Raw genomic sequence first — 25,049 nt, forward strand, 5'->3', positions numbered from 1 at the left:
TAATCCGAGGACAACCAAAAACGACACAGGCGATAATCACGTCTGTTCCGGCATCACTGCAGTCCGTCAGAAAAAAGCAGAGAAAGTGGAGAGAAGCAATGGAGTATAACAGAATCCGATATTTTATCGCAGTTGCGAAATACCAGAATATGACCCGCGCCGCCGAAGAACTGCATGTGGCAGAGCCTGCCATCAGCCAGGCGGTCAAGCGCCTCAGCAACGAGCTGGGAATCCGTCTGTTCGAGCGCAAGGGCCGCAATATCGTTCTGACAGCAGACGGAAAACGGCTGTATGAGAAAGCCGCTCCTCTGATCCGGGCGCTGGACGATATGTCCGAAAATATCGCACGGGAAAAGAACACTGAACACAGCGTTATTCACCTAAATCTCCAATCTGTCCCCCAGCTGTTCCTGGATGTAATCAACGATTTCCGCACCAGCCATACACAGGCGACGTTCCGGCTGTCTGATGCGGGTGAAAACGATATGAGCTGGGATATCCGTATTACCTCGGCTTCGGAAAAACTAAGATACGTGAAGAGCGTGCCGCTCCTTTCCGAACCGGTGATGATCGCGGTCAGTAAAAGTCATCCTCTGGCGCATCAGGACTCAGTCAGCCTGAATGAGCTGAAGGGAATGGATTTCATCTTCCCCGAGGAAAGCGATCAGTTCAGTGCGTTCCTGCATGGATACTGTCAAATGGTATCTTTCCGGCCGCACATCATCTACTCCTCCGGTAGCGTGGAGGCGCTGGAGGGAATGATCGCCTCCGGACTCGGAATCGGGTTCTGGCCGGTCAGAAGCTGGTCACAGAAGTCTGACCAGGTGCACCTGCTGTCTATCGACGGACCTCAATGCGAGCGAACCATCTATCTGGAAAACAATGAAGCGGTTGCCGATAAACCGCTGAAGGACGAATTCTTTGAATACGCCTCGCACTATTTTATGTAAATCACCCGTGCTTCGGGGTTCGTATATTCATCTGTCGAACACACACTGAAACGACGGAGCTGCCGCATCACGCGAATGAATGATGAAAGTCATAAACCTTCGTCGCGGATGCGGCGGCTCTGTTTTTTGCCGCAGGTGTCAGAAGTCACTTTTCGCGGTGCGCCGCAGGCCTCTGCTTCACACTGTGGTTGCTGCGGTCAGCTACATCCACAACCGTCAGACGGTCTCCGCTGACAGTAAACCGAATATCCTGCCCTCCAAAAATCATTCCGTAGACGTGCTCCGGTTTCTTTTCATATGCATCCCGGGGATCCTGCTCCAGAACCTGAATCAGTCCCTTCTGTCTTTCCGGTCTGACTCTGTTCAACAGTTCAGGCGGAAACTCCACCGACAGTTTTTTGTACTCAATCCGATCGGTAAACCCTCCCGCTGCATCAGGATGAGAATCGGCATATGGAACATAGGGTTTCAGATCATAAATCGGCGTACCATCCAGAAGATCCGCTCCGCTTACCAGAATCCGTCCTGCGGCAGCATCTACTGACCGGATACGCACGGAAGACAGCCCGATGGGATTGGGCCGGTTGGGAGATCGGGTGGCAAAAACTCCCACTCGCGTATTTCCGCCCAAGCGGGGCGGGCGCACCGTAGGCGACCACGTCTTCCCGTCCTTTCGTGGGGAATTCGCGTGGAATCCCCAGATCAGCCACAGATAGGAATATTCCGAAAGCCCCCGTACCGCTTCCGGCGATCGGAATTCCGGCGTAAACACAACCGTTGCCGTGAGCTCAGACGCCAGTCCGGACTGTCTGGGGATACCGAATTTTTCATGAAAATCCGATTCGATATATGCGACGGGCTTCAGCGTCAGTTCCGTCAGTTCCTCACGCTCGTCACGTATGCAGCATCTGCTGTTCATGCACTGCCCGCCGTCATGCGTACTGTTGTTGTCGTTCATGTCGTACCCGCTTCCGTTCCTGCTGTTGCTGTCGTTCATGTCATGCCCGCTTCCGCTCCTGCTGCTGTCGATCATGTCATGACTTCCGTCGTACGTGATGATGTGCTCATTTGTCCTGTCCATTTCACATATCACCGATGAATTCCTTCAGTTTTTCGCCCAGGCCCTCCGCAACAAAATATCCTTCGTCATAGGCTCTCTTCAGTTTCCTGAGGTCCTTCTGAGTCGGCGCGATATTCAGCGGACCCATCGGCGCAATGACAAACGCCTTTCCGGCTCTGATCTGCTCGTCCAGATAGTCCAGGGTGCGGTTATAGTTCCTGTTACTCGCTGCGAGCGTCTCCAGGAAACGGGGATACCTGCGGTACCTGACCCTCAGCATCGGCATCAGCGGCTGCAGGGGATTTTTCCGATAACCCTCCGGCTGCGTCAGAATCACAACCGCTTTTTCATTATTTTCCAGTGCATAGCGGACCGGAATCGCATCCGCTACGGCACCATCCATATAGACATAACCGTCTATCGGCACCATTCTGGCTGCCAGCGGCTGAGCGCTGGAAGCCCGTATAAATTCCAGATCCGTCCGCAGGTCGCTTACCTGCGGATACTCCGCTTTTCCGGTGATACAATTAGTCGCCACTACCCGAAAACAGATCCCTCTCTTCTCCATTCCCTCCTGATCCAGCGGATACAGGTTCTCCGGGATTTTGTGGTAGACAAAATCCACGCCGTAATAATCTCCCGTTTTCCGCAGGTTCCTGACGCTGCAAAACTCCGGATCGTCCAGGAAGTCCGTAAAAGCTTCAAAGGCTCTGCCCCTCTGCCCCGACGCATAACTGCACGCATGGGTCGCTCCGGACGACACGCCGATGATATTCGGAAACACGATTTCCTGATCCATCAGATAATCCAGCACTCCGGCCGCGAAGATACCCCGCATGCCGCCGCCTTCCACTACCAAACCAACACTCATAGACTCACTCCTATCACTTTTCCCACTGAGAACAGATACAGATAGGCCTCCCCGACGCTGCGCTCTCCGGCTTCCTCCAGCGCACGGGCATAAATTCTCAGCTGTTCCCGGTACATCTCTGAAATACGTTTCCGCTCTTCCTCAAACGGTACACGGGGGTTGATCCGGTTCGTCTTGTAATCCAGAAGAACGATCTTTCCATCTTCCACAAAGTAGCAGTCTATTATTCCCTGTACGATGATATTCTCTCCGTTCCTCTCCATCATCAGGTCAAAGGGCTGCTCCCTGTAAAGCATTCCCTTCCTCGCAGCTGCGACGGCCCGTTCCCCGAGACCGGTCCGGAAGAAACGGGCGATTTCCGATACAGGAACTGCGTTACGTTCGTTTTCCAGAAATATCCCTGCCTCCACAAACTCGTCGATTGCGTTTCGGATATACGCCTCTCCTTCCTCCTCCGCCCGGAGGAAATCAATCCGTTCCATTATTCCGTGGCACACAGTTCCCTTTTCCGCCGCGGTTAACCTCTGCTCCTCCTGCAGAAATTTCGGAATCGGAAGAACCGTCTCCGGCTCACTGTCCCGATCCGGCTTTTCAGTTTCCCCATCTCCCGCATACATATCTTCATCCGCGTCTGACCGGGCCGCCACCGGACGATGCGCCTCCTCATTCAGCGTACTCACTGAATATTTAGACCGAAGTTTCCGAGCCGTCGGATACGGGTACCGGTAGGAAAGCCTTTGTTCCACCCGTTCCGCAAGAGTGGGCCCCGCCGCCGAATCGTCCTTTGTTTCCTCCGGTGCCGCCGTCTGCGTCCTCAGCTCCGTCAACTTCCCGCAGTCGATGAATTCCGTGCGAGGCATCCTGTCCAGTATCGAAAGATAATCCGTCTGCCCCCGGGCGCCTGCAGCTTTCCCTTTCTCGTAATCCTCTTCGCTCCGAACCGTCCCGGTAAGATACAGAATATCCCGGGCGCGGGTCAGTGCCACATAGAGGACACGGATATGTTCCTCGTATTCCTCCTGCCGCATCTTACTGATAATAATGTCATAAGTGAGTGAACGCTGCTCCAGGCTGTGCTCCGGATCCTCCAGATACATTCCGAGACCGATGTCTTTGTGGAACAGAACCTTGTCCCCCGCTCTGGAATACATCAGCTTCTTTCCCATGCCGCTGACGATGACCATCGGAAATTCCAGGCCTTTACTCTTGTGGATAGTCATAATCCGCACCACATCGTCGTTTTCACCCAGCAGACGGACCTGACCGATGCTGACCCGGTTCCTCTTCACATTGTCGATATAGCGCATGAATCCGTACAGTGAGCTCTGACCGTTCTCCTCGAAGCGTTCTGTCCGGTCGCAGAGGGCGCGCAGATTGGCCTGGCGCTGTGTCCCGTTGGGCATTGCCCCCATGGCGATATAATAGCCGGTTTCCAGCAGCAGTCTCCAGACGAGGTCGGTCAGCGGAACCGCCCGGGAAAGGATCTTCCAGCGCCGGAGCCTCTGCAGTACCGACCCGCAGCGCTCCGCGAACTCATCGTCTCCTTCTGCGACGGCCCGGAAAGCATCCGCGTAACTTCCCTCAGGCTGGCGCTTACGTACCTCCGCAAGCTGATCGGTGGAAAATCCGAAAATCTCCGAGCGAAGCACGCTGATCAGCGGAACGTCCTGATACTGATTATCAATTACCGCCAGCAGATTCATGAACACGTTTATCTCCATCGTATCGAAATATCCGTCGCTGTCGTCTACAAAGACCGGTACTCCGCGGCTCCGGAGAATTTCGGAATACGCAGCCGCATTACTGCTGACCGATCTCATCAGAATTACCATATCCCGATACCGCAGACGCTTATGCTCCCCGGTACGGGAATCGCAATACTCGCGCCCCAGGTTTTCCTCGATGAGACGACAGACCTCCAGTGCCTCAAGCTCATTGTTTTTCATGTCTGCGATGGCTTCGTCATCCACATATTCTCTAGTCGAGGTATCGATGAGCTTCACTTCCGGCTCAAAGCAGTATCGGGCGTCGGCCTTCAGCCCCGGATACAGACAGGCGTCCTCATCATAGCCCTCCATAATCGGCCGGAAGCGTTCGTTTATCCAACTAAGAATGGATGGCTTGCTGCGGAAATTGCGGTTCAGATCGATTTTCATCGAGCTCCCATCCCGGCAGCTTCCGTAAGCGTCGTACTTGGACTGAAAAATCTCCGGTTCCGCCAGTCGAAACTTATAAATACTCTGCTTGATATCTCCCACCATGAAGAGATTGTTTTCTCTGCGGATCATTCCGATGATGGTCTCCTGCAGAACACTGGTATCCTGATATTCGTCAATGAAAATATACTTGAACCTGTCTCTGTAAAACTCTGCAGTCTCCGGGTTTTTCAGGATTTTCAGACAGTCGTGCTCAATATCGCTGAAATCCAGAAGCTTTCGTTCCGCTTTCTTTTCCCGGAAAATACGGTCGTATTCCTTCAGCAGCTTCTGCAGGGTTCGCGCTACGGAAACGGCCCGGCGTGTGCCTTCAATCCTGCTGTCTACATCATCCTTAAGGAATTCCAGCACACGGCTCCGGGCTTTTTTCGCTTTTTCCTTGTAAGCCTTGAACTCGTCGTTGAGCATGTCAAAGTCGGCCTTTTCCTCCTTCTTCGCTCGTATCGAGGTCCACCGGAAACCGCTCAGATGCTCCCGAAGGCCTTTGTAGTCCCCGTGCTCCGCCATGTCCCGCATCGTCTCATGCGCCTCAGTATCCGGGCGGAATTTATCTGCCAGGCGCTCCAGCCCCGCCTGCTCCAGCAGCTCCTGCGCCGCGAGGGTCGCTTCCTCCGCCTCATCCATATCCTTCAGAATGACAGAGTTCAGGAACTGCATTGCTTTCGTCTGACGATACTCCTCCGGTGACAAAGAAAGCTCTCTGATTTTTTCCTCGAGCGTTTCGAAGGGTTCCGGAAGCGCCATCAGACTGCGGTACAGATTCTGTATCATAGTGCGAATTGCATCGTTGCTGCGTTCAGAGCCGTACCAGTCCAGAAAATCGAAAAATTCCTTTTCTGCTCCGTTGAAGGACGTCTCTAGAAGCTCGTCCAGCGCTTCCTCCCGTATCACCGCACTCTGTGCCTCATCACAGATGGTAAAATCCGGTTCCCGGTCGATCTGATAGAAGAATCGCCGGATCACTTCCAGCGCAAAGGCGTGAAATGTGCTGATGCTGGCCTGAGGCAGAAGTTCAAGCTGCCGGCGCAGCTCCGGACGCGTGACGGCCCTTTCCTTCAGTGCCCTCCGGATTTTCTCCCGCATCTCCGCGGCTGCAGCATTGGTAAACGTGACGATCAGCATCGAGTCAATGGAGACATTCTCTTCTGTCACCATCTTTCGAATTCGTTCCACAAGAACAGCAGTCTTGCCGGATCCCGCAGCTGCTGCCACCAGGATGTTCCGGCCCCGTTCGTCAATGGTTGTCTTCTGCTGTGGTGTCCAGTCTGTCATGGCTCCTCCGTATTTGATGAGTATATACTGTTTTCTACATCAATAGTATAACACAATTTTCCTGTTCATACATTGATGATTTGCCTCCGCTGTGTTATCATACAACTGTTACAGAAATGCGAAAAAAGACCATTATTTCTCAGATGCGGAGTCTCTGACGGCTCCGATGAAGGGGTGACAGATATGAACAACAAAAAACCGACAATGCTGCTGATCATGGACGGCTTCGGCCTGAATGACAAGGTTCACGGAAACGCCATCGCACAGGCGAACAAGCCGGCACTTGACAGGATTTTCAGAGAATACCCGATGACGAGACTGGATGCCTGCGGAGAGGCGGTCGGTCTTCCTGCGGGCCAGATGGGGAATTCCGAGGTGGGACATCTGAATATCGGTGCGGGACGCATCGTCTTTCAGGAGCTGAGCCGAATCACAAAAGACGCCGAATCGAAGCACATGTATGAAAATCCGGCACTGCGGCAGGCCATGGAGCACGCGAAAAATAGCGGCGGCACCCTACATCTCTTCGGACTGCTGTCAGACGGCGGCGTACACAGCCATATCGACCATCTGTTCGCCCTTCTGGATATGGCGAAGGAACAGGGACTGACGAACATCAGCGTCCATTGTTTCCTGGACGGCCGCGATGTACCGCCCCGCTGTGCGAAAAAATACATTGCTCGATTGGAAGAGAAGTTCGCGGCTCTCGGAATCGGCCGCATCGCATCCGTCGCAGGACGCTATTATGCGATGGACAGGGACAAAAGATGGGACAGGGTACAAAAGGCCTACGATACAATGACACTCGCGAACGGGCTCACCGCTTCCTCTGGTGCTGAAGCCGTCGACTCCGCATACGCCAGAGACGAAAACGATGAATTCGTCCGGCCCACCGCTGTATTGGATCAGGACGGAAATTCCTCCACAGTCAGGGACGGCGATTCCATTATCATGTTCAACTTCCGGCCGGACAGAGCCAGAGAAATCACCCGTACCTTTGTGGATCCGGATTTCGACGGATTCAGAAGAGAGAAAATTGTTCAGGATCTCAGCTACGTCTGCATGACCACTTACGACGCATCCATGCCGAACGTTGCTGTCGCATACCCGCCCGAAACCTACAAAAACACCCTGGGCGAATACATTTCCTCACTGGGACTGAAACAACTGCGCATTGCGGAAACCGAGAAATACGCTCATGTCACGTTCTTCTTCAACGGCGGCGTGGAAGCGCCGAATCCGGGAGAAGACCGGATCCTCGTGCCTTCGCCGAAAGTGGCGACCTACGATCTCCAGCCGGAGATGAGTGCGTATGAGGTTACGGACAAGGTACTTGAGCAGATCGCCGCAGACAAATACGACATGATCATCCTGAACTTCGCCAATGCCGATATGGTCGGTCACACCGGGATTATGCCGGCTGCAGTGAAGGCCATCGAAACACTGAATGACTGTGTTCCCCGCATCGTTGACGCAGTCCTTGAAAAGGGAGGTCAGATCCTGCTGACTGCAGACCACGGAAACGCAGATGTCATGCTGGACGATGACGACAATGTCGTTACCGCCCACTCCCTGAATCAGGTTCCTCTGGTTCACATCTCCGGCGAACCCCACCAACTGGCCGACGGTGGAAAACTTGCAGATATTGCACCCACCATGCTGACGCTGATGGACATCCCGGTTCCGCCTGAAATGACCGGAAACGTGCTGGTGAAATAAACGCCGGAGTACAACGGCCTGACCCGAACGTGCACTCGCCGGGCGCACCAAAAAAACACGCTGCAACAACCGGCTCATCCGGTCGGATTCTGCAGCGTGTTCTTTTTGATGTATTCAGTCCCGAAGAGACTCACTCCATCGGTGCATAGCGGCGAATTATCTCCTCTGCCAGCCGGATTCCATCCACCGCACTGCTCATGATACCTCCGGCGTAGCCCGCGCCTTCGCCGCCGGGGAAAAGACCTTTGATATTGCTCTCGAAATGCTCGTCGCGAAGGATGCGTACTGGGGAGGAGCTTCTGGTCTCCACAGCCGTCATCCTGGCGTCGTCAGCGTCAAATCCCTTCAGCTTCTGTCCCAGATGCGGCATCGCTTCCCGGATCGCATCAACCGCAAAATCCGGAAGGCTCTCGATGACAGGCTGTGCGTCTGCGTTATTGTCGCGGAAATCCGCCCATGTCGTCTGAGGGGCCTTGTAGTTCCCTCCCCCGTTGCGAAAGGCGATTTCCTCATACTTTTCCTGAAATTCCATGCCGGACAGAGGATGGTTACTGCCGAAATCCGAAGTGCGCACGTCCACCAGAAGTCCGCTGTTGGCCACACCGCTGTTTCTTTGTCGATAACTCATGCCGTTGGTCACCACTCTTCCGGTTTCCGATGATGCCACGATAACCTCGCCGCCGGGGCACATACAGAAGGTGTATACACCGCGTCCGTTTTCACAATGATGCACCAGCTTATAGGTCGCATGAGGCAGGTACGGATTCCCCGCTTCGCTTCCGTACTGCGACTCATCAACCATCTGCTGCGGATGCTCGATCCGAACACCGATGGAGAACGGCTTCTGCTCCATGTGAAGACCTGATTTCAGCAGACTGCGCAGTGTATCCCGAGAACTGTGTCCCATAGCCAGAATCAGATTCTCCGCATCGATGTGGCGGAGCTGATATCCCTGCTGAATCACTAGTCCGGTCAGCCGATCCCCCTCCGTGGTAATGCGGTTCATGCGGGCGTCAAATTCCACATCACCGCCCATATTTTCAATTTTATAACGCATGTTCCGAACGATATGGCGCAGAATATCCGTGCCCACGTGCGGTTTCTGCACATAGCGGATCTCCGGATCCGCACCCGCCTCGATGAACTCCTCCAGAACCTTGAACCTCCGCGGATCCCGGATGCCTGTCGTCAGTTTTCCGTCGGAAAAGGTTCCCGCGCCGCCCTCGCCATACTGAACGTTACACTCCGGATTGAATATCCCGCGCTCCCAGAAATCATTGACCACCTTGATCCGGGTATCCATGTCGTATCCGCGCTCCACGATCACTGGGCGATATCCCCGCTCCGCCAGCGTCATTCCGCAGAAAATCCCGCAGGGTCCGAGTCCCACGATGACAGGACGATGCTTCATCGGCTCTGTTCCCGACGGCACAGACTGATAACTGATGTCCTTAGGCACAGGCAGATCCAATTCCCGATCCGTCGTGAAATCCACTGTGAACACCTGGCGAATATCCGATTTTTTTCTGGCATCCACCGATTTCCGGACGATAGTCAGATCGCTGATCTGCATATCTCTGTAGCCGAATTTCTTTGCAATTTTCGCCGGAATTACATTCGGTGATTCGTCAAGTCTGAGTTTCAACTGCGTTAATCTGTATCTTTTTACCTTCATCCTGCCAGTCCCTTTCCTGCTTTGATTCCTGTTTCCCAGGCATGCTGCAAATTATACCCTCCGCACGGGCCGTCATAATCCAGAATTTCTCCTGCGAAAAACAGTCCCGGACAGATTTTCGACTCCATCGTCTCCGGGTGAATTTCGCTGTAGGGCACCCCGCCCCGGGTAACCTGCGCATACTGCCATCCCCGGAGATCGGCAGGATGCACCGTGAATTCTTTCAGCTGATGCGCCAGTTCCGAAAGATTTTCTCCGGCTCTTGCGCTGATTTCCCTCGCAAGAGGCCGTTTTATCAGGCTGCACAAAAGTCTGTCCGCCGGCACTCCCACGCCTGCTCGCCGGATCAGAAGCGCTTCCGCGTCCTGAATCTCCGGCAGAAGGTCGATCCTGATCTCATAACCGTCAAATCCGTCCTTCCGGCTGCTTCCCTCCGGAAGCTCCATAAACCGTGAAAGATTGAACACGCATATTCCGGAAACGCCGTAATCCGTAAACTGTATTTCGCCGCGTTCCTCACACAGAACACTTTCCTGACGGAGCAGCCGGACAGCACATTTCTCCCTCACTCCGGAAAGTTCGCGCAGATTTTCCCGCGTTTCAACGGCAGTCAGTGCCGGCGCCAGACGGGTCACCGTATGTCCCAGGCCGCGGGCAAGACGGTATCCGTCTCCGGTGCTCCCAAACTTCGGCCCGGCTTTCCCGCCTGAGGCGATCAGAAGGCGGTCCGCCAGAAGCCGTCCGCCGTTCCATGATACCTGAAACCCGTCAGCCGTCTTCTCCGCTGCAGTCACCTCAGCATGACAGATCGTTCGGATCCCCATGTCTTTCAGCTGTCCACGCAGCGCATCCACCACATCTGCAGCATCCTCGCTGTATGGATATATCCTGCCCGATTCCTCTGTACGGGTCATCACGCCGATTCCGTCGAAAAAATCCAGCGTTTTTATATATCCGTCGCACTCCGCGTTTGACAGATTACATCTGCCGTTTCCCGTGGCCTTCAGTTTCCGCCCGGGTTCTTTCATCTTTTCCAGAATGATGACCGCCCGGTCAGGCGCATATTTCTTTGCCGTAATCGCGGCTGCCATCCCGCTGGCACCACCGCCTATAATACAGATGCCCGACATAGTGCCCTCCTATATTTTACACTACTTGTCCGTTCCGGAACAGTAATATTGTGAAGAAATTATCGTTATTTATTCCCTGCGTTATCTGTTCTTCAAACCGCAGATAAGCTCCGGATGAGTCCTCTGTTTCCGGCACAAGATGCCGCATCGCCAGTCGGGCTCCCTTTCATCCGGCCGGTTCACCTTCGCGTTGCAGCTGCAGTTTTACAGCCCCAGAAATTTTTTGATGATGACGACCTCTGTTTCCTGCCCCATCATCGGCGCATAAGTGATTGTCATAGCCCGGCAGATCCGATCCGCTCCCTGACAATCATAACAAACACCTCTCTTCTCGCAGGGCGTTTCGCATTCGAGGCGTTTCGCGTTCAGCGGCGCTGCGGTGTTGCGGGCGCGGCCAATCGCATCCTCCAGAGTCGGACGGATTTTGTTTATCCCCAGAACATAATAGACCTTGCCGTGGCCGAACAGCGTTCCCGCCAGCCGGTTCCCGGCTCCGTCGATGTTCACGATCTCTCCGGCCTCACTGATTCCGTTCACAGAAGACAGATACACGTCTCCCGTCATCGCCGCCGTTCGGGCCTCCTGTACAGTTTCCCCCTCTTTCAGATGCCAGTGCCACTCCACATTGTTATGCGCGGAAAGTCTCTGGTACATCCCCATTTCATCCAGCGTGACAGAACCGCCAATGCCGACGTTTTTTCCGTCGATTCTGTTGTCCAGATATTCCGCGGCTTCCTCCGCAGTATCAAAGACGCTGACGATATACCCTCTGCGCGCAAGACTCATCTGCATAGTCTCCAGATCCAGATCATAGCGGCCCAGCTGCGTACTCTCCACATACTGCTCCTTCAGCTCTCCCAGTCTCCTGAAATGAGCCGACGCGCAGTGCATCTTCTGCGACTCCGCATCCTCCCAGACCTCATCCAGCATCAGTTCGTTCGGCCGTCCGTCCGGCTCCGTATATTCATACAGAAGACAGCCCTCCTCGCCGCGGCTGGCTGCGTCGATTTTCTCTCGCTCCACCGCATCTCGAAATGCCCGGCGCATCCCGGGCTTCGCCGTATATTTTACCTTTAACACAAGCATGGTCTGTCTCCTTCCTGTTCTTTGTGCTATAATCAAAGCATGGATCGAATTATTTTACATTGTGACATCAACAGTTTTTTCGCATCCGTCGAGCTTCTGGATCATCCGGAGCTCCGGGATATGCCGGTAGCCGTCAGCGGCGATCCGGAACTTCGTCATGGAATTATTCTGGCCAAAAATCAGGCCGCAAAGGCCTGCGGCGTCGTCACCGCAGAAACCGTCTGGCAAGCCAGACGTAAATGCCCCGATCTGGTGCTGCTCCAGCCTCAACATGAAAAATACCGGGAATTCAGCCGCCGTCTGAACCGTCTGTACCAGGAGTATACGGACATGGTGGAGCCCTTCAGTATCGACGAATCCTGGCTGGATGTCACCGCAAGCCGGGCCCTGTTCGGCTCCGGAACGCAGATCGCGGACCGCATCCGGCATCGGGTCCGAGAAGAACTGGGCATCACTCTTTCCGCCGGCGTCTCCTATAACAAAATCTTCGCCAAAATGGGTAGCGAATACAGGAAGCCGGACGCTACCACGGAAATCACCCGGAGCAACTATCAACAACTTCTCTGGCCCATGCCGGTAAACGAACTGTTCTTTGTCGGCTTTGCCACCGCGGAGCGTCTGAAAGCTGCCGACATCCACACGATCGGCGATCTGGCTCTCGCCGACACCCGCATGCTGGAACGCCTTCTCGGAAAACAGGGGCCTCTGCTCCGCTCTTATGCGAGAGGGGAAGACGACTCTCCGGTGAGGCGTTATGATCAGAGGAACAAAATCAAGTCCGTAGGCAACGGCATCACCTTCCGCCGCAATCTGACGGGGGAAGACGATATTCTCACCGCTCTGACCCGTCTCTCTGACACAGTGGCAGGCCGCCTGAGAAAATATCAGCTCAAGGCCGGCGGCGTCAAAGTGGATATTAAGGATACCCAGCTGAAAACAATTTCGCGTCAGACTCAGCTGACGCGCCCCACCAATCTAGCCGACGAACTGCGCAGAACCGCCATGGAGCTGATCCGAAGTTTCTGGCCTTCGCAGAAGCCGATCCGTCTCATCACGCTGACCGCTATCAGTCTGTGCGACGAAACCGGGGAAGAGCAACTCTCTCTTTTCCGGGAGGAAAACGCCGCCCGCGAAAAAACCGAATCTGTAGAACGCACGATGGATGCAATCCGCAACCGGTTCGGCGACAATGCGATAGGTTTCGGTCAGATTATCGGGAACGATATCGGCATCGATCTGTGACCGGCTCCGAAAGTCCGGATCCGCTGAAGATTCCGGAGCCCCCGGAAGACGGAAATCATCGAAAATCCCAGAGCTCCGGCAGCCTGCATCATCTGTTCCCGCTATTTGTCCTCACATCCGTCCTTCGCCGCGGCGACAATCTCCCCGATGCGGCTTTTGTCCACCAGATCACAGCCCCGGTCGATGTATTCCAGAATCTTCGCATTCGCGGGATCGTCCGCCATCATCTTCCTCACCAGCTTCATGACACCTTTGTCGAAACGCCGCAGACTCGACGGATCAAATGCCCCGGGAAGGAACCAGCACGGAATCGGCAGAAGTTTCACACGAAACAGTTCCTTCAGACCGGGATCGGCTGCTTCCGGACGGCCTTTATCTTCCTCCGCGTCTGTCACAAAACGTTTTCCGAAGTTAATCTCCATCGCCTGCTTCCGGTTGGCCTCCTCTTCAATGGTGATTCCGACACCGAAACAGAAAACCCTTTTTTCGCTCAGTCCTTTGTACCAGTTCTTTGTAATCAGCTCGACGCCGCGGATTCCGCCGGAGTATATTCCGCCTCCGTACACAATCGTATCGTAGGGCTCCAGATCCCGGAGCCTGCATTTCCCTGCGGGAATCAGATCCGCGCCCAGCTCTTCCGCAATCCACCGGGCATACTTCTCTGTTGCCCCATAGCGGGAATAATAGACGACGACCGCGTTCATTTGCTCAGCACCTCGATCAGGCGGTACATATCCTGATTAAATTCCTTTTCCATTTTCAGCGCGTCAGCCAGGTCATAAGCGACGATCTGGCCGTCCACCGTACCGATTGCTTTGCTCCCGGAATCCTCTGACAGGAGTTCCGCCGCTTTTGCACCGCACATCGTTGCCAGCAGGCGATCCCGCATCGTCGGTCTTCCGCCCCTCTGCAGATAGGACAGAACAACCAGCTTAGTCTCCCGGCCGGTACGTTCCTGTATCTCCTGCGTCAGCTCCTGGGAGCTGATGTCCACGCCCTCCGCCTTGATGATGATACTGTGCAGTTTCCCGTGGTTTGCGGACATGACGATTTTCCGGCAGAGTGCATTTATATCATACGGAATCTCCGGTACAAGAATCTCCTCAGCTCCTCCGCAGAGACCGGCATACAGCGCGATGTCGCCGCAGCGCCTACCCATCACCTCGATAATGGTATTTCTCTCATGAGAGGAGGATGTGTCCCGTACCTTGGAGATAGCGTCCAGAACGGTTGTCACTGCCGTATCAAAACCGATCGTATAATCGGTATAGGCAAGATCGTTATCGATGGTTCCCGGCAGTCCCATAACCTTCACGCCCAGTTCTGACAGTTCCTGCGCCCCGTGGAGCGTCCCGTCGCCGCCGATGGCCACCAGTCCCTCGATGCCGAAGGTGTCCAGCATTGCCGCCGCGTGTCTGATCCCCTCCTCTGTCATGAATCTTTTACTCCGCGCGGTTTTCAGAATCGTACCGCCTCTCTGCATAATATCACCTACAGAGCGCCGGTTCATCTGCTCGATCTCTCCGTCGATCAGGCCGGAATATCCCCGGGAAATTCCATACACCTCAAGCCCGCGCTCGATTCCGCATCTCACAACCGACCGGATCGCGGCATTCATTCCCGGCGCGTCTCCGCCGGACGTCAGAACTCCTATCCTCTTCATTTATCTATTGCTCCTTTCCTGTGCTCATCTTGACGTTGGACGCTCCCACGATTCCGTTGAGCTCCTCAATCAGATAATCACTCATTTTAACGCCTACACTGCTCCGCACGATCTTTCCGTTCTGTAAATAAATCAGCACCTCGGTGTCTCCCTGATCCTCCCGGAAAATCTGCTCCAGCTGTTTCAGAACACGGGGTTCCCGGGCGTCCGCGGGAATCCGGATCTTCACCATGGGACCCTTTGTTCCACGCGCCCGCCGTTCCACCTCATCCATGCTCACCACAGAATCCGCCAGAACCTTGGGAACCTCTCCCTCCTTGAAATTCAGTTTTCCTCTGACGACCACCACGGCATCGTCCGCGATGCTGTCCTGACACCGTTCGTAGACGTTCGGGAATACGACGACTTCGGTGATGCCGTAGAGATCCTCCAGATCCACAAAGGCCATCAGCTTGTTGTTCTTGGTTACAAGATTCTTTTTTCCGGCGATCATGCCGGCCATAACCACCTTCATGCCGTCATAAAGATCCGAAACAGTTCCGCTGTCGAATCCTGATTCCCGTATCGCGCCCTCTTCCTGTTCTTCTTCTCCCGCAACGCTTGCCTCCAGCTCCTGACTGGTTACGGTCACCAGTTTCCGGATGCGGTCTGAGTAAGCGTTCAGGGGATGGCCGGTGATATAGACGCCCAGCATTTCCTTTTCCAGAGAGAGCAGCATCCGCGGCTCAAAATTGCGGACGTCGGGGAGGCTCCGTCCTCCGATGCCCGCGGACATCTCCTCGCCGCTGATCTGAAACAGGGAAATCTGTCCCGCCAGATTCTTCCTCGCCTCGTTCTGCGCCGAGCTCATCAGCTGACCGTAAACGGCCAGATGTGCGGCCCGGTTGGGATTCAGACAGTCCAGAGCCCCGGCCTTGATTAGAGATTCCACCGCTTTTTTGTTCACTATGCCGACATCGATATTGTTGATAAACTGGAAGATATCCTTCGGGATTCCCTTTGTTTCCCGAGCATGGATGATCTCATCGATGGCATGTTCTCCCACGTTCTTGACGCCGAGCAGACCATAGCGGATTTTTCCGTCCACCACCGTATACTTCTTCTCACTTTCATTGATATCGGGCGGCAGCACCCGGATCCCCATTTCCTCACAGTTGCGGATGTATTTGGAAGTCTGTCCAGTATCCCCCATCACGCTGGAAAGGAGAGCCGCCATAAACTCCACCGCATAATATTTTTTCAGATATCCTGTCTCATAAGCAACCACTGCGTAAGCCGCCGCGTGGGACTTGTTGAACGCATACTGCGCGAAGGTTTCCATATCCGCAAATATTGCCTCTGCCGCTTCCTTGCTGATACCGTTTCTCAGACATCCGGGGATCTCCACGTTTCCCTGCTCGTCTTCTTTTCCGTAGATGAAGTACTGACGTTCCTCCATCATCACGTCCCGTTTCTTTTTACTCATGGCGCGGCGCACCAGATCGGAACGGCCATAGCTGTAGCCGGCCAGATCCCGGACGATCTGCATCACCTGCTCCTGATATACCAGGCAGCCGTAGGTCACATCCAGAATCGGAGCGAGCTCCGGCGTCACATACTGAATCCTGCCGGGATTTTTTTTGTTGTCGATGTACCGCGGGATTGAATCCATCGGCCCCGGCCGGTACAAAGAAATTCCCGCCACAACATCCTCGAAGCATGTGGGCTTCAGATTTTTCATAAAGCTGGTCATACCGCCGCTTTCCAGCTGGAATATCCCCTCCGTATTTCCGGCGGCGATCATCTCGTACACAGCTTTGTCGTCATATCCCATCCTGGCGAAATCGATGCTCACGCCGTGGTTCCGCCGGATCATCGCCAGCGCATCCCGGATCACTGTCAGGTTCCGCAGCCCCAGAAAATCCATCTTCAGAAGACCTAGTTCCTCGATGGTGGTCATGTTGAACTGCGTCGCAACGCCTTTGTCGGACATATACAGCGGCACATATTCATCCAGCGGAAGGCGCGAGATTACCACGCCCGCCGCATGCGTCGAGGCGTGGCGCGGCATTCCCTCCAGTTTCCGGGACATGTCGATCACCTTGCGGACGGTGACATCCTCGTCATACATCTTTTTCAGATCGGGGCTCATTTCCAGAGCCCGGTCAAGGGTCATCTTCAGATCGAAGGGAATCGCCTTGGCGATCCGATCCGCATCGGCATAGGGAAGGTTCAGCGCCCGGCCCACGTCCCGGACAACCGCCTTGGCCTTCATGGTTCCGAAGGTGATAATCTGAGAAACGTTCTCCTCGCCGTATTTCCGCCGGACATAATCGATCACTTCCCCTCGGCGCTCAATGCAGAAGTCGATATCGATATCCGGCATGCTCACCCGCTCCGGATTTAGAAATCTCTCGAAAATCAGGTTGTACCGTATCGGATCGATATCCGTAATCCGCAGGCAATAGGCGACCAGGCTTCCCGCCGCGGAGCCCCTGCCCGGTCCCACCATGATTCCGTGCTCCTTCGCATAATTGATGAAGTCCCAAACGATGAGAAAATATTCCACATACCCCATGGACTCAATGACTCCCAGTTCGTAATCTAGTCTGCCGCGCAGCTGCTCCGTTACCTCGTCATACCGTTCGCGAAGACCGTCAGCGCAGAGCTCCCTCAGGTACTGCTTATTCGTCTTCCCTTCCGGCGGCAGGAACTCCGGCAAATGATATTCGCCAAATGTAAATTCCACATTGCACCGCATAGCAACCTTGTGCGTATTCTCCACCGCCTCCGGCAGTTCGCGGAAAATCTCCCGCATTTCCTGCTCGCTTTTGAGATAGAACTGATCGTTGGCAAACCGCATACGGTTTTCGTCATAAACATTTGTCGCAGTCTGGATGCACAGAAGAATATCGTGCGCTTCCGCGTCTTCCCGGTTCACGTAGTGAACATCGTTAGTGCAGACCATTGGGATTCCTGTTTCTCTGCTGAGGCGGATCAGTTCCGGATTGATGAACGCTTCCTCATCCAGTTCCTGATCCTGAATCTCGAGGTAAAAATTATCCTCACCGAAAATATCTCTCAATTCGAGTGCTTCTGCCTTCGCGCCCTCATAATCGCGGTTGAGCAGGCAGTTCTGCACCTTCCCCGCCAGACAGGCCGACAGCGCAATGATGCCGCCGCTGTATTGCCGCAGCAGTTCTTTATCCACGCGCGGTTTATAGTAAAAGCCTTTTGTATAACCTCGGGAGACGATTTTAATCAGGTTCCGGTAACCGTCGTTGTCCTTCGCCAGCAAAACCAGATGCCCCTGATATTTATCCTTGTCCGGCTCTTTGTCCGCCATCCTCCGCGCAGCCGTGTATACCTCGCAGCCGATAACCGGATGAATTCCCTGTTTTTTGCATTCCCGCCAGAAATCGATGACGCCGAACATGACGCCGTGATCCGTAATGGCCAGAGAATCCATTCCCAGCTCCTTCGCCCGCGCCACAACGTCCCGGATCCTGGCCGCGCCGTCCAGAAGACTGTATTCCGTATGTACATGAAGATGTGTAAATGACATAGTTTCCTCCGTTTATTCTCTCTATTTTATCACACATCGCCTTTTCTGGGTAGACTTCGTGTATTCGGATTGCGCTTGCCACATCATTAATTTTTCGTTTCGGGACGGTTCAGAGCAGGGTCAGGTCAAAGATAGAGCGGATTTTACGTGCCTGAAATGCCCCAAAATTAATTGCACAATTCGGAACAGTATGATAGAATCAATGTGTAAAACTAATACGCAATATTTAGGAGGGTTTATTATTATGGACACAAAAGACAAACAGGAAATGATGAAAAAGGCTTATCTCAATGCGGTTGACAACATGGTTATTTCAGGGCTGGACAACGAGGTGTGCTATATCGTCATCAGAGAATCCATGAAGCTCTATCTGAAAGGGCATAAGGTGGAGGCGACTGAGGGTGAAATCGTCTCTTACATCAAGTCGCAGGTCGAGATTCTGCATAAAGCGCTGAGCGACTACGAAGTCGGCGCCAAATTCGAACATATTGGCCACGAGAAAATGTAATCGGCCGCAGTTGCCGGAACCGGAATATGCGCTCACCGGGCGCACTGACAGCGACGACCGGCGCATCAGGCGGGCTCCCCGCCTTGATGCGCCGGTCGTTTATTTTCTGCCCGTCAGCATCATGATCAGCCTCTGAGCCGCGCGCAATCCTTCGCGCAATCTTTCCCGTTACTCCATGTAGTCCGAAATGCGGGCGCGAACCTTTTCTTCGCCCATAATCTGCTGGATCGTCCAGACATCGGGAGACTGGGCACGTCCCATCAGTGCGATGCGGATCACGGTGGAAACATGTCCGACATGGCCTTTGTATTCCTCCGGATGCTTCTTGAAATCCTTCGGTTTCGCCGCATATCCCAACTCTGTGGCGATTTCCCGGATCTTGTCAAACCACCGGCTCTGATCGTCGGAATGGTCATACGTGGACAGGTAGGAGGACAAAATCGTGTTCACATCCTCCTGCGGGACCTCTGCGGGAAGCGGATCCTCCCGTCTGAACTGCTTATCGAAAAAGTAACTGATGAACTCCACAATCTGGCGGGCATAGATCAAATCCTTACGCGGTTTTTTGTCGCCGCGGCCGAGGTCCAGAATCTTCAGCATATATTCCCGATCCTCAAACATATTGCTATACTCCGGAGCAAACTCCCTGCTCCAGTCGGAGAGGAACTCATAAATCCGATCCGCGGGAATCTTCAGAAGCACGTCCTTGCTGATGTCGTTCAGCTTATTCAGGTCAAACAGCGCCCCTGAACTGCTCATTTTCTCTGTGGTGAAACGGAACTCATCGACGGGAGCATCCGGGTTGGCGATTCGCCATTCCTCGAAATCCGAATTCAGGATCGTCAGGAGGTATTCACGGACGGCTTCCGGATGATAGCCCTGCCGGCGGTAGTAATCCAGCGACAGTTCCGGATCCTCGCGTTTGGAAAGTTTGCGCCGGTTCCCCTGCTCGTCCAGCTTCATCAGCTGCGCTGTATGGCAGTACACCGGCATCTCCCAGCCCAGTTTCTCGAACAGTTCCACGTGTACCGGCAGAGAAGACAGCCATTCCGCTCCCCGCACCACATGTGTCGTGCGCATCAGATGATCGTCAATCACGTGAGCGAAGTGATACGTGGGAATCCCTGTCGCTTTGAGAATCACGGTATCCATGAAATTCTCCGGCATGGTCAGTCTGCCGCGGATCGCGTCGACGACCTCCACGCGCCGAACGGTCACATCTTCCCCGGATTTCTCAGAGACGGCCTCCCTCCCGTCGGACTTCAGCCGGATCACATAAGATCTGCCGGCCTGAAGCGCCTCCTGCACCTGTTCAAAGGACCAGTCCCTGCAGCGGGCATACCTGCCGTAAATCCCCGGCGTAACCTTTTCTTCTTCTTGCTGTGTCCGGATCTCTCCGATTTCCTGCTCAGTGAGGAAACACGGATACGCCTTTCCCTCCGAAACAAGTTTTTTTGCGAAGCACTGATAGATCGGCCCACGGTGGCTCTGGGTGTAGTCGCCGTAGTCTCCCACATCTCCGCTGCGGGTTGCGCCCTCATCAAACTGAATTCCGAAAAAACGCAGAGAGTCAATAATAGTCTCTACCGCGCCATCCACATAACGCTTATCGTCCGTATCCTCAATCCGCAGGTAAAACACTCCGCCGGACTGGTGCGCCAGCCGTTCATCCGCAAAGGCCCCGTAGAGGTTTCCCAGATGAATGAAGCCCGTCGGGCTGGGACCCAGCCTGGTTACTTTGGCCCCCTCCGGCAGAATCCTCGGCGGGTACATCTCCTCATACTCCTGCGGCGTTTTCTGTATCTGCGGAAACAAAAGCTCCGCTAGTCTGTTATAATCCATAAAGTCTGCTCCTTATATTCTGATTTCGGTTATTGCCTTCCCGTCCGGGATGTACTGCAGAATGCCCAGCGCAAGCGTAAGGAAAAAGATCGCCGCCAGCACCAGCGCAACCACAATGACGACCTTCGCCCAAGTCGGGAGCCCGGTCGGCACAGCGAGGTTATCGTATTCCTCCCTGTATCGGTTTTCCCCGTTCGGTGCATAACCTTCACCCGAAGTCCCGTATCCTTCGCCCGGCGCCCGGTCATACTGCTGTTCATACCGCCTCCCCACATATTCCGGTTTCAGCGGATAATCATGCCGCACCAGCAGATAGATCACCACGCCGATAAAGCCCGGCGTGAATACGGCGATCAGCGCCCAGAGCCAGGGCGTGCAGCCCTGCCGCTTCCGCGCGTCCTGACAGACCAGAACTGCGATAATGATCGGTACAATCAGGCCGCAAAGTAAAATAACGAGCGACACCAGTATTGTGAAAAACACGTCTGTTCCCCTTTCTCCTTTTGGTGAAGCCTCCCCCTACCGGCGCACCTCTCCGCCGGACAGCGCGTCATCGTAAACCGCGCGGCTTCCACCGATGAATTTCGGCCGGGTTCTCGCACAGACCACGTTGGCCTCTCCGATCCTCTTCTGCGCGATCCGAACCGGTACCGCGACCGGACGCAGATGCATTCCGATCAGAGTATCGCCGATGTCGATGCCGGCCGCCGCCTGAATATGCTCCACCGCCACCGGGTGCTCTGCGTTTTCATAAACCGTCACCGCGAAAGACCCGCCCGCGTGAAGCTGCGGCACCACATTGCAGATTTCCGTCCCCGGAAGAAGGGCCTCCTTCTCCACGATGATTGCCCGGTTCAGATGCTCACAGCACTGAGCCGCCAGATACAGTCCCTTTTCCTTCAGAACAGGGGATATCCCTTCATAAACCGCCTTCGCGGCGTTGATGTCGGATCCCTTTCCTATATGCTCCCCCTTGATCTCGCTGGAAGAGCAGCCGACCACAAAGATATCACCCTTTTCTGTCCGCGCCGTCTCAAGCAGCTCTCTAACGGCATTCTCTGCCTGCTTTCTGATTTCTTCATATGTCATAAGATCACCGTCCTTAAAAATTTATACATTCCAGCTGTTCAGGTAAGCTTCCTGCTCATCTGTCAGCCGATCAATTTCAATTCCCCAGGCCGCAAGTCTGCGCCTCGCAACGCGGTCGTCGATTTCTGCGCTGACATCGACGACTCCTTTCCTCAGTTCCTCGTGATGCTCCCGGATATACAGTGCGGAAAGCGCCTGAACCGCAAAGCTCATATCCATGATTTCCGCAGGATGGCCATCTGCGGCCGCGATGTTCACCAGCCGTCCCTCCGCGATGACATTGATCCATTTCCCGTTGGGGAGCCGGTAACCCATGATGTTGTTTCTGGTTTCCTTTTTCTCCACTGCTGCCTGCTCCAGCGCATCCATGTCGATCTCACAGTTGAAATGTCCCGCGTTCGTCAGAATCGCACGATCCTTCATCGTCATCATGTGCTCCACCGTAATAGTCTTGCAGCAGCCTGTGGCGCTCACGAAAATATCACCCAGCGGAGCCGCCTTGGCCATGGTCATGACCTCATAGCCGTCCATTCGCGCCTCGATCGCCTTTACCGGATCAATTTCGGTCACGATTACCCGTGCTCCCAGCGCGTCCGCACGCATGGCGATCCCTCGGGAGCACCAGCCGTATCCGACCACCACAACGGTTTTGGACGCAATGATCAGATTCGTGTTCCGCATAATACTGTCCCACACAGACTGGCCCGTTCCATAGCGGTTGTCGAACAGGTGCTTGCAGGCAGCGTCATTCACCGCCACCATCGGGAATTTCAGAATGCCTTCCCGTTCCATCGCCTTCAGACGAATAATACCCGTAGTGGTCTCTTCACAGCCGCCCCACACCTCCTCCGCCAGATCCGGGCGCCCGGTGTGCAGCATTCCGACGAGATCTCCGCCATCGTCGATGATGATATTCGGTCTGCAGGACAGACACATTTCAATGTGCCGGTCATATTCCTCCTGTGTGGCGCCATGATACGCGAAAACGGAAAGGCCTTCCTCCGCAAGCGCCGCCGCCACATCATCCTGCGTGGACAAAACATTGCTGCCGGTCACGAACATCTGCGCGCCTCCGGCCGCCAGCGCCAGACAGAGTCGGGCTGTCTTCGCCTCAAGATGGACAGACAGCGAGATCTTCACGCCTTCAAAGGGTCTGTCCCTGCGAAATTCCTCCTCCAGATCCGCCAGCAGCGGCATGTTATGACGCACCCACTCGATCTTAGTATGACCAGCAGGCGCTAAACCGATATCCCGAATATCGTATTGTTTCATGCTCTCTCCTTCTGTTTACTTCACCGCGGCAGTTCCCTCTCTGTCTGCTTCGCGGCAGATTCATTTCTATTCTACTGTAACCGATTTGGCAAGATTTCTGGGTTTGTCGATATCTTCCCCTTTAATTTTCGCCACATAATATGCGAACAGCTGAAGGGGAATCACCGTCAGAATCGGAGTCACCTCGTCATCGCACTGAGGAATGTAGATCACTTCTGTGCTCTCAGCTTCAATTTTGTCGTTGCCCTCTTTGGCTACGGAAACGACATGCGCCATTCTCGCCTTCACCTCCACGATGTTGGAATACATCTTTTCGAACAGACGATCCTGTGTAGCAAGGGCGATTACGATGGTTTCCGGCTCCATCAGAGCAATGGTTCCATGTTTCAGTTCCCCGGCTGCGATGGCAAAGGAGTTGATGTAGGATATCTCCTTCAGTTTAAGAGATCCCTCCAGCGCCACAGCGCTGTCCACTCCGCGTCCGATAAAGAATACCTGTGTTCTGTTATAAAGATGTCTGGCCAGTTCTTCAATCTCCGGTGCCTTATCAAGCGTCTGCTGTATTTTATCCGGCATGGCCAGCAGTTCCTCCAGAATGTGGTCATAATATTCTCTGGAGATATTTCCGGTAAGATCCCCCAGATACAGGGCAATCAGGTACATGCATACAAGCTGCGTCGTATAAGCTTTAGTGGACGCCACCGCAATTTCCGGGCCTGCCCAGGTATAGAACACATCGTCTGATTCCCGAGCGACAGAACTTCCCACCACGTTGCAGACGGACAGTATCCGTGCGCCGTGGCTTCTAGCCTCCCGAAGCGCCGCCAGCGTGTCCAGGGTTTCTCCCGACTGGCTGATAGCGATGAACAGAGTCTTTTCATCGATGACCGGGTCTCTGTACCGGAACTCCGACGCCACATCAATCTCCACCGGAATCCGAGCCATTTTTTCAATAGCGTACTTCCCGATCAGTCCCGCATGATAAGCCGTTCCACAGGCAACGATATAGATTTTGGTGATATTCTGCAGATCTTCCTTTGTGAGAGAAATCCCGTCAAGGCAGATCCTTCCGTCGTCATCGATACGCCGCAGCAATGTATCCTGTACGGCCTTCGGCTGCTCGTGAATTTCCTTCAGCATGAAATGCTCGTATCCGCCCTTCTCCGCATCCTCGATACTCCAGTTCACCTTCATGACCTCACGGCGAACCGGACGGCGGTTCTCGTCATAAATCCGGATGCTGTCCGGCGTGCAGACCACCATCTCATCGTTCTCAATCAGGTAGATATCATTGACATATTTCAAAAGTGCCGGAATATCCGAAGCGATGAATTTGCAGTCGCCTCCCAGTCCGGCAATCAGGGGTGCATCCTTACGGTACGCCACGATCCGATCCGGTGTGTCGGCAGCGATGACGCCGATGGCATACGCACCCCGCATCTCCTGTACCGCATCGTACACCGCATCTTCCAGGTTTCCGCCGTTTTTCCGGTAATTGACGCCGATCATCTGCGCGATGACCTCCGTATCAGTTTCGGTGCGGAATTCAATTTTCTCCTCGTTCGCCAGCTTCTGCCGGAGCTCCACATAGTTCTCCACGATTCCGTTGTGAACCACCGCGATCCTTCCGTCAGAACTCGTATGAGGATGAGCGTTCACATCCGAAGGTGCACCGTGTGTCGCCCAACGGGTATGTCCGATCCCTGTCGTTCCGGTCAGTTTCTCGGATCCGATGAATTTCTCCAGATCTGCTATTTTTCCCTTTTTCTTTCGGACAATCAGTTCTCCCTGCTGCTGAAGTGCGATGCCAGCCGAGTCATAGCCGCGATATTCCAGTCTTTTCAGTCCGTCGATGATAATCCCGCAGGCTTCTTCATGTCCCGTATATCCTACAATTCCACACATATATG

General features: G+C 54.2%; 18 protein-coding genes. 4 read left to right on the forward strand and 14 right to left on the reverse strand.

The window, feature by feature from the left end; genetic code table 11:
* Nucleotides 1–98 precede the first annotated feature (98 nt).
* The gene (locus FYJ64_RS01130) at nucleotides 99–950 is read left to right on the forward strand and encodes a LysR family transcriptional regulator (RefSeq protein ID WP_154573408.1); all 852 of its coding nucleotides are present in this window, start codon (nucleotides 99–101) and stop codon (nucleotides 948–950) included.
* Nucleotides 951–1,095: 145 nt separating this feature from the next.
* Here FYJ64_RS01130 and tsaA read toward each other — a convergent pair whose 3' ends face one another.
* The 3 genes from tsaA to addA are packed head-to-tail and all read right to left on the reverse strand — an operon-like array spanning nucleotide 1,096 to nucleotide 6,369.
* Entirely contained in the window at nucleotides 1,096–2,031 is a 936-nt protein-coding gene (gene tsaA / locus FYJ64_RS01135; RefSeq protein WP_328596972.1) for a tRNA (N6-threonylcarbamoyladenosine(37)-N6)-methyltransferase TrmO, read from the reverse strand.
* 1 nt (nucleotide 2,032) lies between these two features.
* Nucleotides 2,033–2,881, reverse strand: a complete 849-nt coding sequence (locus FYJ64_RS01140; RefSeq protein ID WP_154573409.1) for a patatin-like phospholipase family protein — start codon at nucleotides 2,879–2,881, stop codon at nucleotides 2,033–2,035.
* A complete protein-coding gene (addA, locus tag FYJ64_RS01145) occupies nucleotides 2,878–6,369 on the reverse strand; it encodes a helicase-exonuclease AddAB subunit AddA (protein ID WP_154573410.1) in 3,492 nt (1,163 codons plus the stop codon). The genes FYJ64_RS01140 and addA overlap by 4 nt, the downstream gene beginning before the upstream one ends.
* 183 nt (nucleotides 6,370–6,552) lie before the next feature.
* Between addA and gpmI the strand changes: the two genes are divergently transcribed.
* Nucleotides 6,553–8,088 carry a 2,3-bisphosphoglycerate-independent phosphoglycerate mutase gene (gene gpmI, locus FYJ64_RS01150; RefSeq protein WP_154573411.1) on the forward strand — a complete coding sequence of 512 codons (1,536 nt, stop codon included), beginning with the start codon at nucleotides 6,553–6,555 and terminating at the stop codon, nucleotides 8,086–8,088.
* 130 nt (nucleotides 8,089–8,218) lie between these two features.
* Here gpmI and FYJ64_RS01155 read toward each other — a convergent pair whose 3' ends face one another.
* The 3 genes from FYJ64_RS01155 to FYJ64_RS01165 form a co-directional block, all read right to left on the reverse strand.
* Complete coding sequence (locus FYJ64_RS01155; RefSeq protein WP_154573412.1) at nucleotides 8,219–9,763, reverse strand: NAD(P)/FAD-dependent oxidoreductase; 1,545 nt, start codon at nucleotides 9,761–9,763, stop codon at nucleotides 8,219–8,221.
* Nucleotides 9,760–10,893, reverse strand: coding sequence for a BaiN/RdsA family NAD(P)/FAD-dependent oxidoreductase (locus FYJ64_RS01160; protein WP_154573413.1), 1,134 nt, complete (start codon nucleotides 10,891–10,893; stop codon nucleotides 9,760–9,762). Before FYJ64_RS01160 ends, FYJ64_RS01155 begins: the two co-directional genes overlap by 4 nt.
* Nucleotides 10,894–11,097: 204 nt before the next feature.
* On the reverse strand, nucleotides 11,098–11,979 hold the full coding sequence (locus tag FYJ64_RS01165; protein WP_154573414.1) for an LUD domain-containing protein: 882 nt from the start codon (nucleotides 11,977–11,979) through the stop codon (nucleotides 11,098–11,100).
* A 39-nt stretch (nucleotides 11,980–12,018) separates the two neighbouring features.
* Here FYJ64_RS01165 and dinB point away from each other — a divergent pair, with 39 nt between their 5' ends.
* Nucleotides 12,019–13,221 carry a DNA polymerase IV gene (gene dinB / locus FYJ64_RS01170; RefSeq protein WP_154573415.1) on the forward strand — a complete coding sequence of 401 codons (1,203 nt, stop codon included), beginning with the start codon at nucleotides 12,019–12,021 and terminating at the stop codon, nucleotides 13,219–13,221.
* Between the two features lie 101 nt (nucleotides 13,222–13,322).
* Here the strand turns inward: dinB and FYJ64_RS01175 are convergent, their stop codons facing one another.
* The 3 genes from FYJ64_RS01175 to FYJ64_RS01185 are packed head-to-tail and all read right to left on the reverse strand — an operon-like array spanning nucleotide 13,323 to nucleotide 18,428.
* On the reverse strand, nucleotides 13,323–13,925 hold the full coding sequence (locus FYJ64_RS01175) for a flavodoxin domain-containing protein (RefSeq protein WP_154573416.1): 603 nt from the start codon (nucleotides 13,923–13,925) through the stop codon (nucleotides 13,323–13,325).
* Nucleotides 13,922–14,884: a 6-phosphofructokinase gene (pfkA, locus tag FYJ64_RS01180; RefSeq protein ID WP_154573417.1), complete on the reverse strand. Its 963-nt coding sequence runs from the start codon at nucleotides 14,882–14,884 to the stop codon at nucleotides 13,922–13,924. The genes FYJ64_RS01175 and pfkA overlap by 4 nt, the downstream gene beginning before the upstream one ends.
* Nucleotides 14,885–14,888: 4 nt before the next feature.
* Nucleotides 14,889–18,428, reverse strand: coding sequence for a DNA polymerase III subunit alpha (locus FYJ64_RS01185; protein ID WP_154573418.1), 3,540 nt, complete (start codon nucleotides 18,426–18,428; stop codon nucleotides 14,889–14,891).
* Between the two features lie 244 nt (nucleotides 18,429–18,672).
* On the opposite strand from FYJ64_RS01185, the gene FYJ64_RS01190 reads away from it, so the two are divergent.
* Nucleotides 18,673–18,936, forward strand: a complete 264-nt coding sequence (locus tag FYJ64_RS01190; protein WP_154573419.1) for a hypothetical protein — start codon at nucleotides 18,673–18,675, stop codon at nucleotides 18,934–18,936.
* 168 nt (nucleotides 18,937–19,104) lie between these two features.
* On the opposite strand, the gene FYJ64_RS01195 is transcribed toward FYJ64_RS01190, so the two are convergent.
* The 5 genes from FYJ64_RS01195 to glmS form a co-directional block, all read right to left on the reverse strand.
* Nucleotides 19,105–20,778, reverse strand: coding sequence for a glutamate--tRNA ligase (locus FYJ64_RS01195; protein WP_154573420.1), 1,674 nt, complete (start codon nucleotides 20,776–20,778; stop codon nucleotides 19,105–19,107).
* Between the two features lie 12 nt (nucleotides 20,779–20,790).
* Nucleotides 20,791–21,261 carry a PLDc N-terminal domain-containing protein gene (locus FYJ64_RS01200; RefSeq protein WP_154573421.1) on the reverse strand — a complete coding sequence of 157 codons (471 nt, stop codon included), beginning with the start codon at nucleotides 21,259–21,261 and terminating at the stop codon, nucleotides 20,791–20,793.
* Nucleotides 21,262–21,297: 36 nt separating this feature from the next.
* Nucleotides 21,298–21,867 carry a TIGR01440 family protein gene (locus FYJ64_RS01205; RefSeq protein ID WP_154573422.1) on the reverse strand — a complete coding sequence of 190 codons (570 nt, stop codon included), beginning with the start codon at nucleotides 21,865–21,867 and terminating at the stop codon, nucleotides 21,298–21,300.
* Between the two features lie 21 nt (nucleotides 21,868–21,888).
* Nucleotides 21,889–23,139: an adenosylhomocysteinase gene (locus FYJ64_RS01210; protein WP_154573423.1), complete on the reverse strand. Its 1,251-nt coding sequence runs from the start codon at nucleotides 23,137–23,139 to the stop codon at nucleotides 21,889–21,891.
* Nucleotides 23,140–23,205: 66 nt separating this feature from the next.
* Complete coding sequence (gene glmS / locus FYJ64_RS01215; protein WP_154573424.1) at nucleotides 23,206–25,044, reverse strand: glutamine--fructose-6-phosphate transaminase (isomerizing); 1,839 nt, start codon at nucleotides 25,042–25,044, stop codon at nucleotides 23,206–23,208.
* Nucleotides 25,045–25,049: the final 5 nt, after the last annotated feature.

The organism is Hornefia butyriciproducens (assembly GCF_009695915.1).
GTDB lineage: Bacteria > Bacillota > Clostridia > Peptostreptococcales > Anaerovoracaceae > Aminicella > Aminicella butyriciproducens.

What these genes read in the sequence shown, in the direction of transcription:
- gpmI (WP_154573411.1), top strand. Translation starts at nt 6,553, where the DNA reads ATGAACAACAAAAAACCGACAATGCTGCTGATCATGGACGGCTTCGGC.
- FYJ64_RS01165 (WP_154573414.1), bottom strand. Translation starts at nt 11,979, where the DNA reads ATGCTTGTGTTAAAGGTAAAATATACGGCGAAGCCCGGGATGCGCCGG.
- FYJ64_RS01140 (WP_154573409.1), bottom strand. Translation starts at nt 2,881, where the DNA reads ATGAGTGTTGGTTTGGTAGTGGAAGGCGGCGGCATGCGGGGTATCTTC.
- FYJ64_RS01205 (WP_154573422.1), bottom strand. Translation starts at nt 21,867, where the DNA reads ATGACATATGAAGAAATCAGAAAGCAGGCAGAGAATGCCGTTAGAGAG.
- pfkA (WP_154573417.1), bottom strand. Translation starts at nt 14,884, where the DNA reads ATGAAGAGGATAGGAGTTCTGACGTCCGGCGGAGACGCGCCGGGAATG.
- FYJ64_RS01130 (WP_154573408.1), top strand. Translation starts at nt 99, where the DNA reads ATGGAGTATAACAGAATCCGATATTTTATCGCAGTTGCGAAATACCAG.
- FYJ64_RS01195 (WP_154573420.1), bottom strand. Translation starts at nt 20,778, where the DNA reads ATGGATTATAACAGACTAGCGGAGCTTTTGTTTCCGCAGATACAGAAA.
- FYJ64_RS01155 (WP_154573412.1), bottom strand. Translation starts at nt 9,763, where the DNA reads ATGAAGGTAAAAAGATACAGATTAACGCAGTTGAAACTCAGACTTGAC.
- dinB (WP_154573415.1), top strand. Translation starts at nt 12,019, where the DNA reads ATGGATCGAATTATTTTACATTGTGACATCAACAGTTTTTTCGCATCC.
- FYJ64_RS01190 (WP_154573419.1), top strand. Translation starts at nt 18,673, where the DNA reads ATGGACACAAAAGACAAACAGGAAATGATGAAAAAGGCTTATCTCAAT.
- FYJ64_RS01185 (WP_154573418.1), bottom strand. Translation starts at nt 18,428, where the DNA reads ATGTCATTTACACATCTTCATGTACATACGGAATACAGTCTTCTGGAC.
- tsaA (WP_328596972.1), bottom strand. Translation starts at nt 2,031, where the DNA reads ATGGACAGGACAAATGAGCACATCATCACGTACGACGGAAGTCATGAC.
- FYJ64_RS01160 (WP_154573413.1), bottom strand. Translation starts at nt 10,893, where the DNA reads ATGTCGGGCATCTGTATTATAGGCGGTGGTGCCAGCGGGATGGCAGCC.
- addA (WP_154573410.1), bottom strand. Translation starts at nt 6,369, where the DNA reads ATGACAGACTGGACACCACAGCAGAAGACAACCATTGACGAACGGGGC.
- glmS (WP_154573424.1), bottom strand. Translation starts at nt 25,044, where the DNA reads ATGTGTGGAATTGTAGGATATACGGGACATGAAGAAGCCTGCGGGATT.
- FYJ64_RS01175 (WP_154573416.1), bottom strand. Translation starts at nt 13,925, where the DNA reads ATGAACGCGGTCGTCGTCTATTATTCCCGCTATGGGGCAACAGAGAAG.
- FYJ64_RS01210 (WP_154573423.1), bottom strand. Translation starts at nt 23,139, where the DNA reads ATGAAACAATACGATATTCGGGATATCGGTTTAGCGCCTGCTGGTCAT.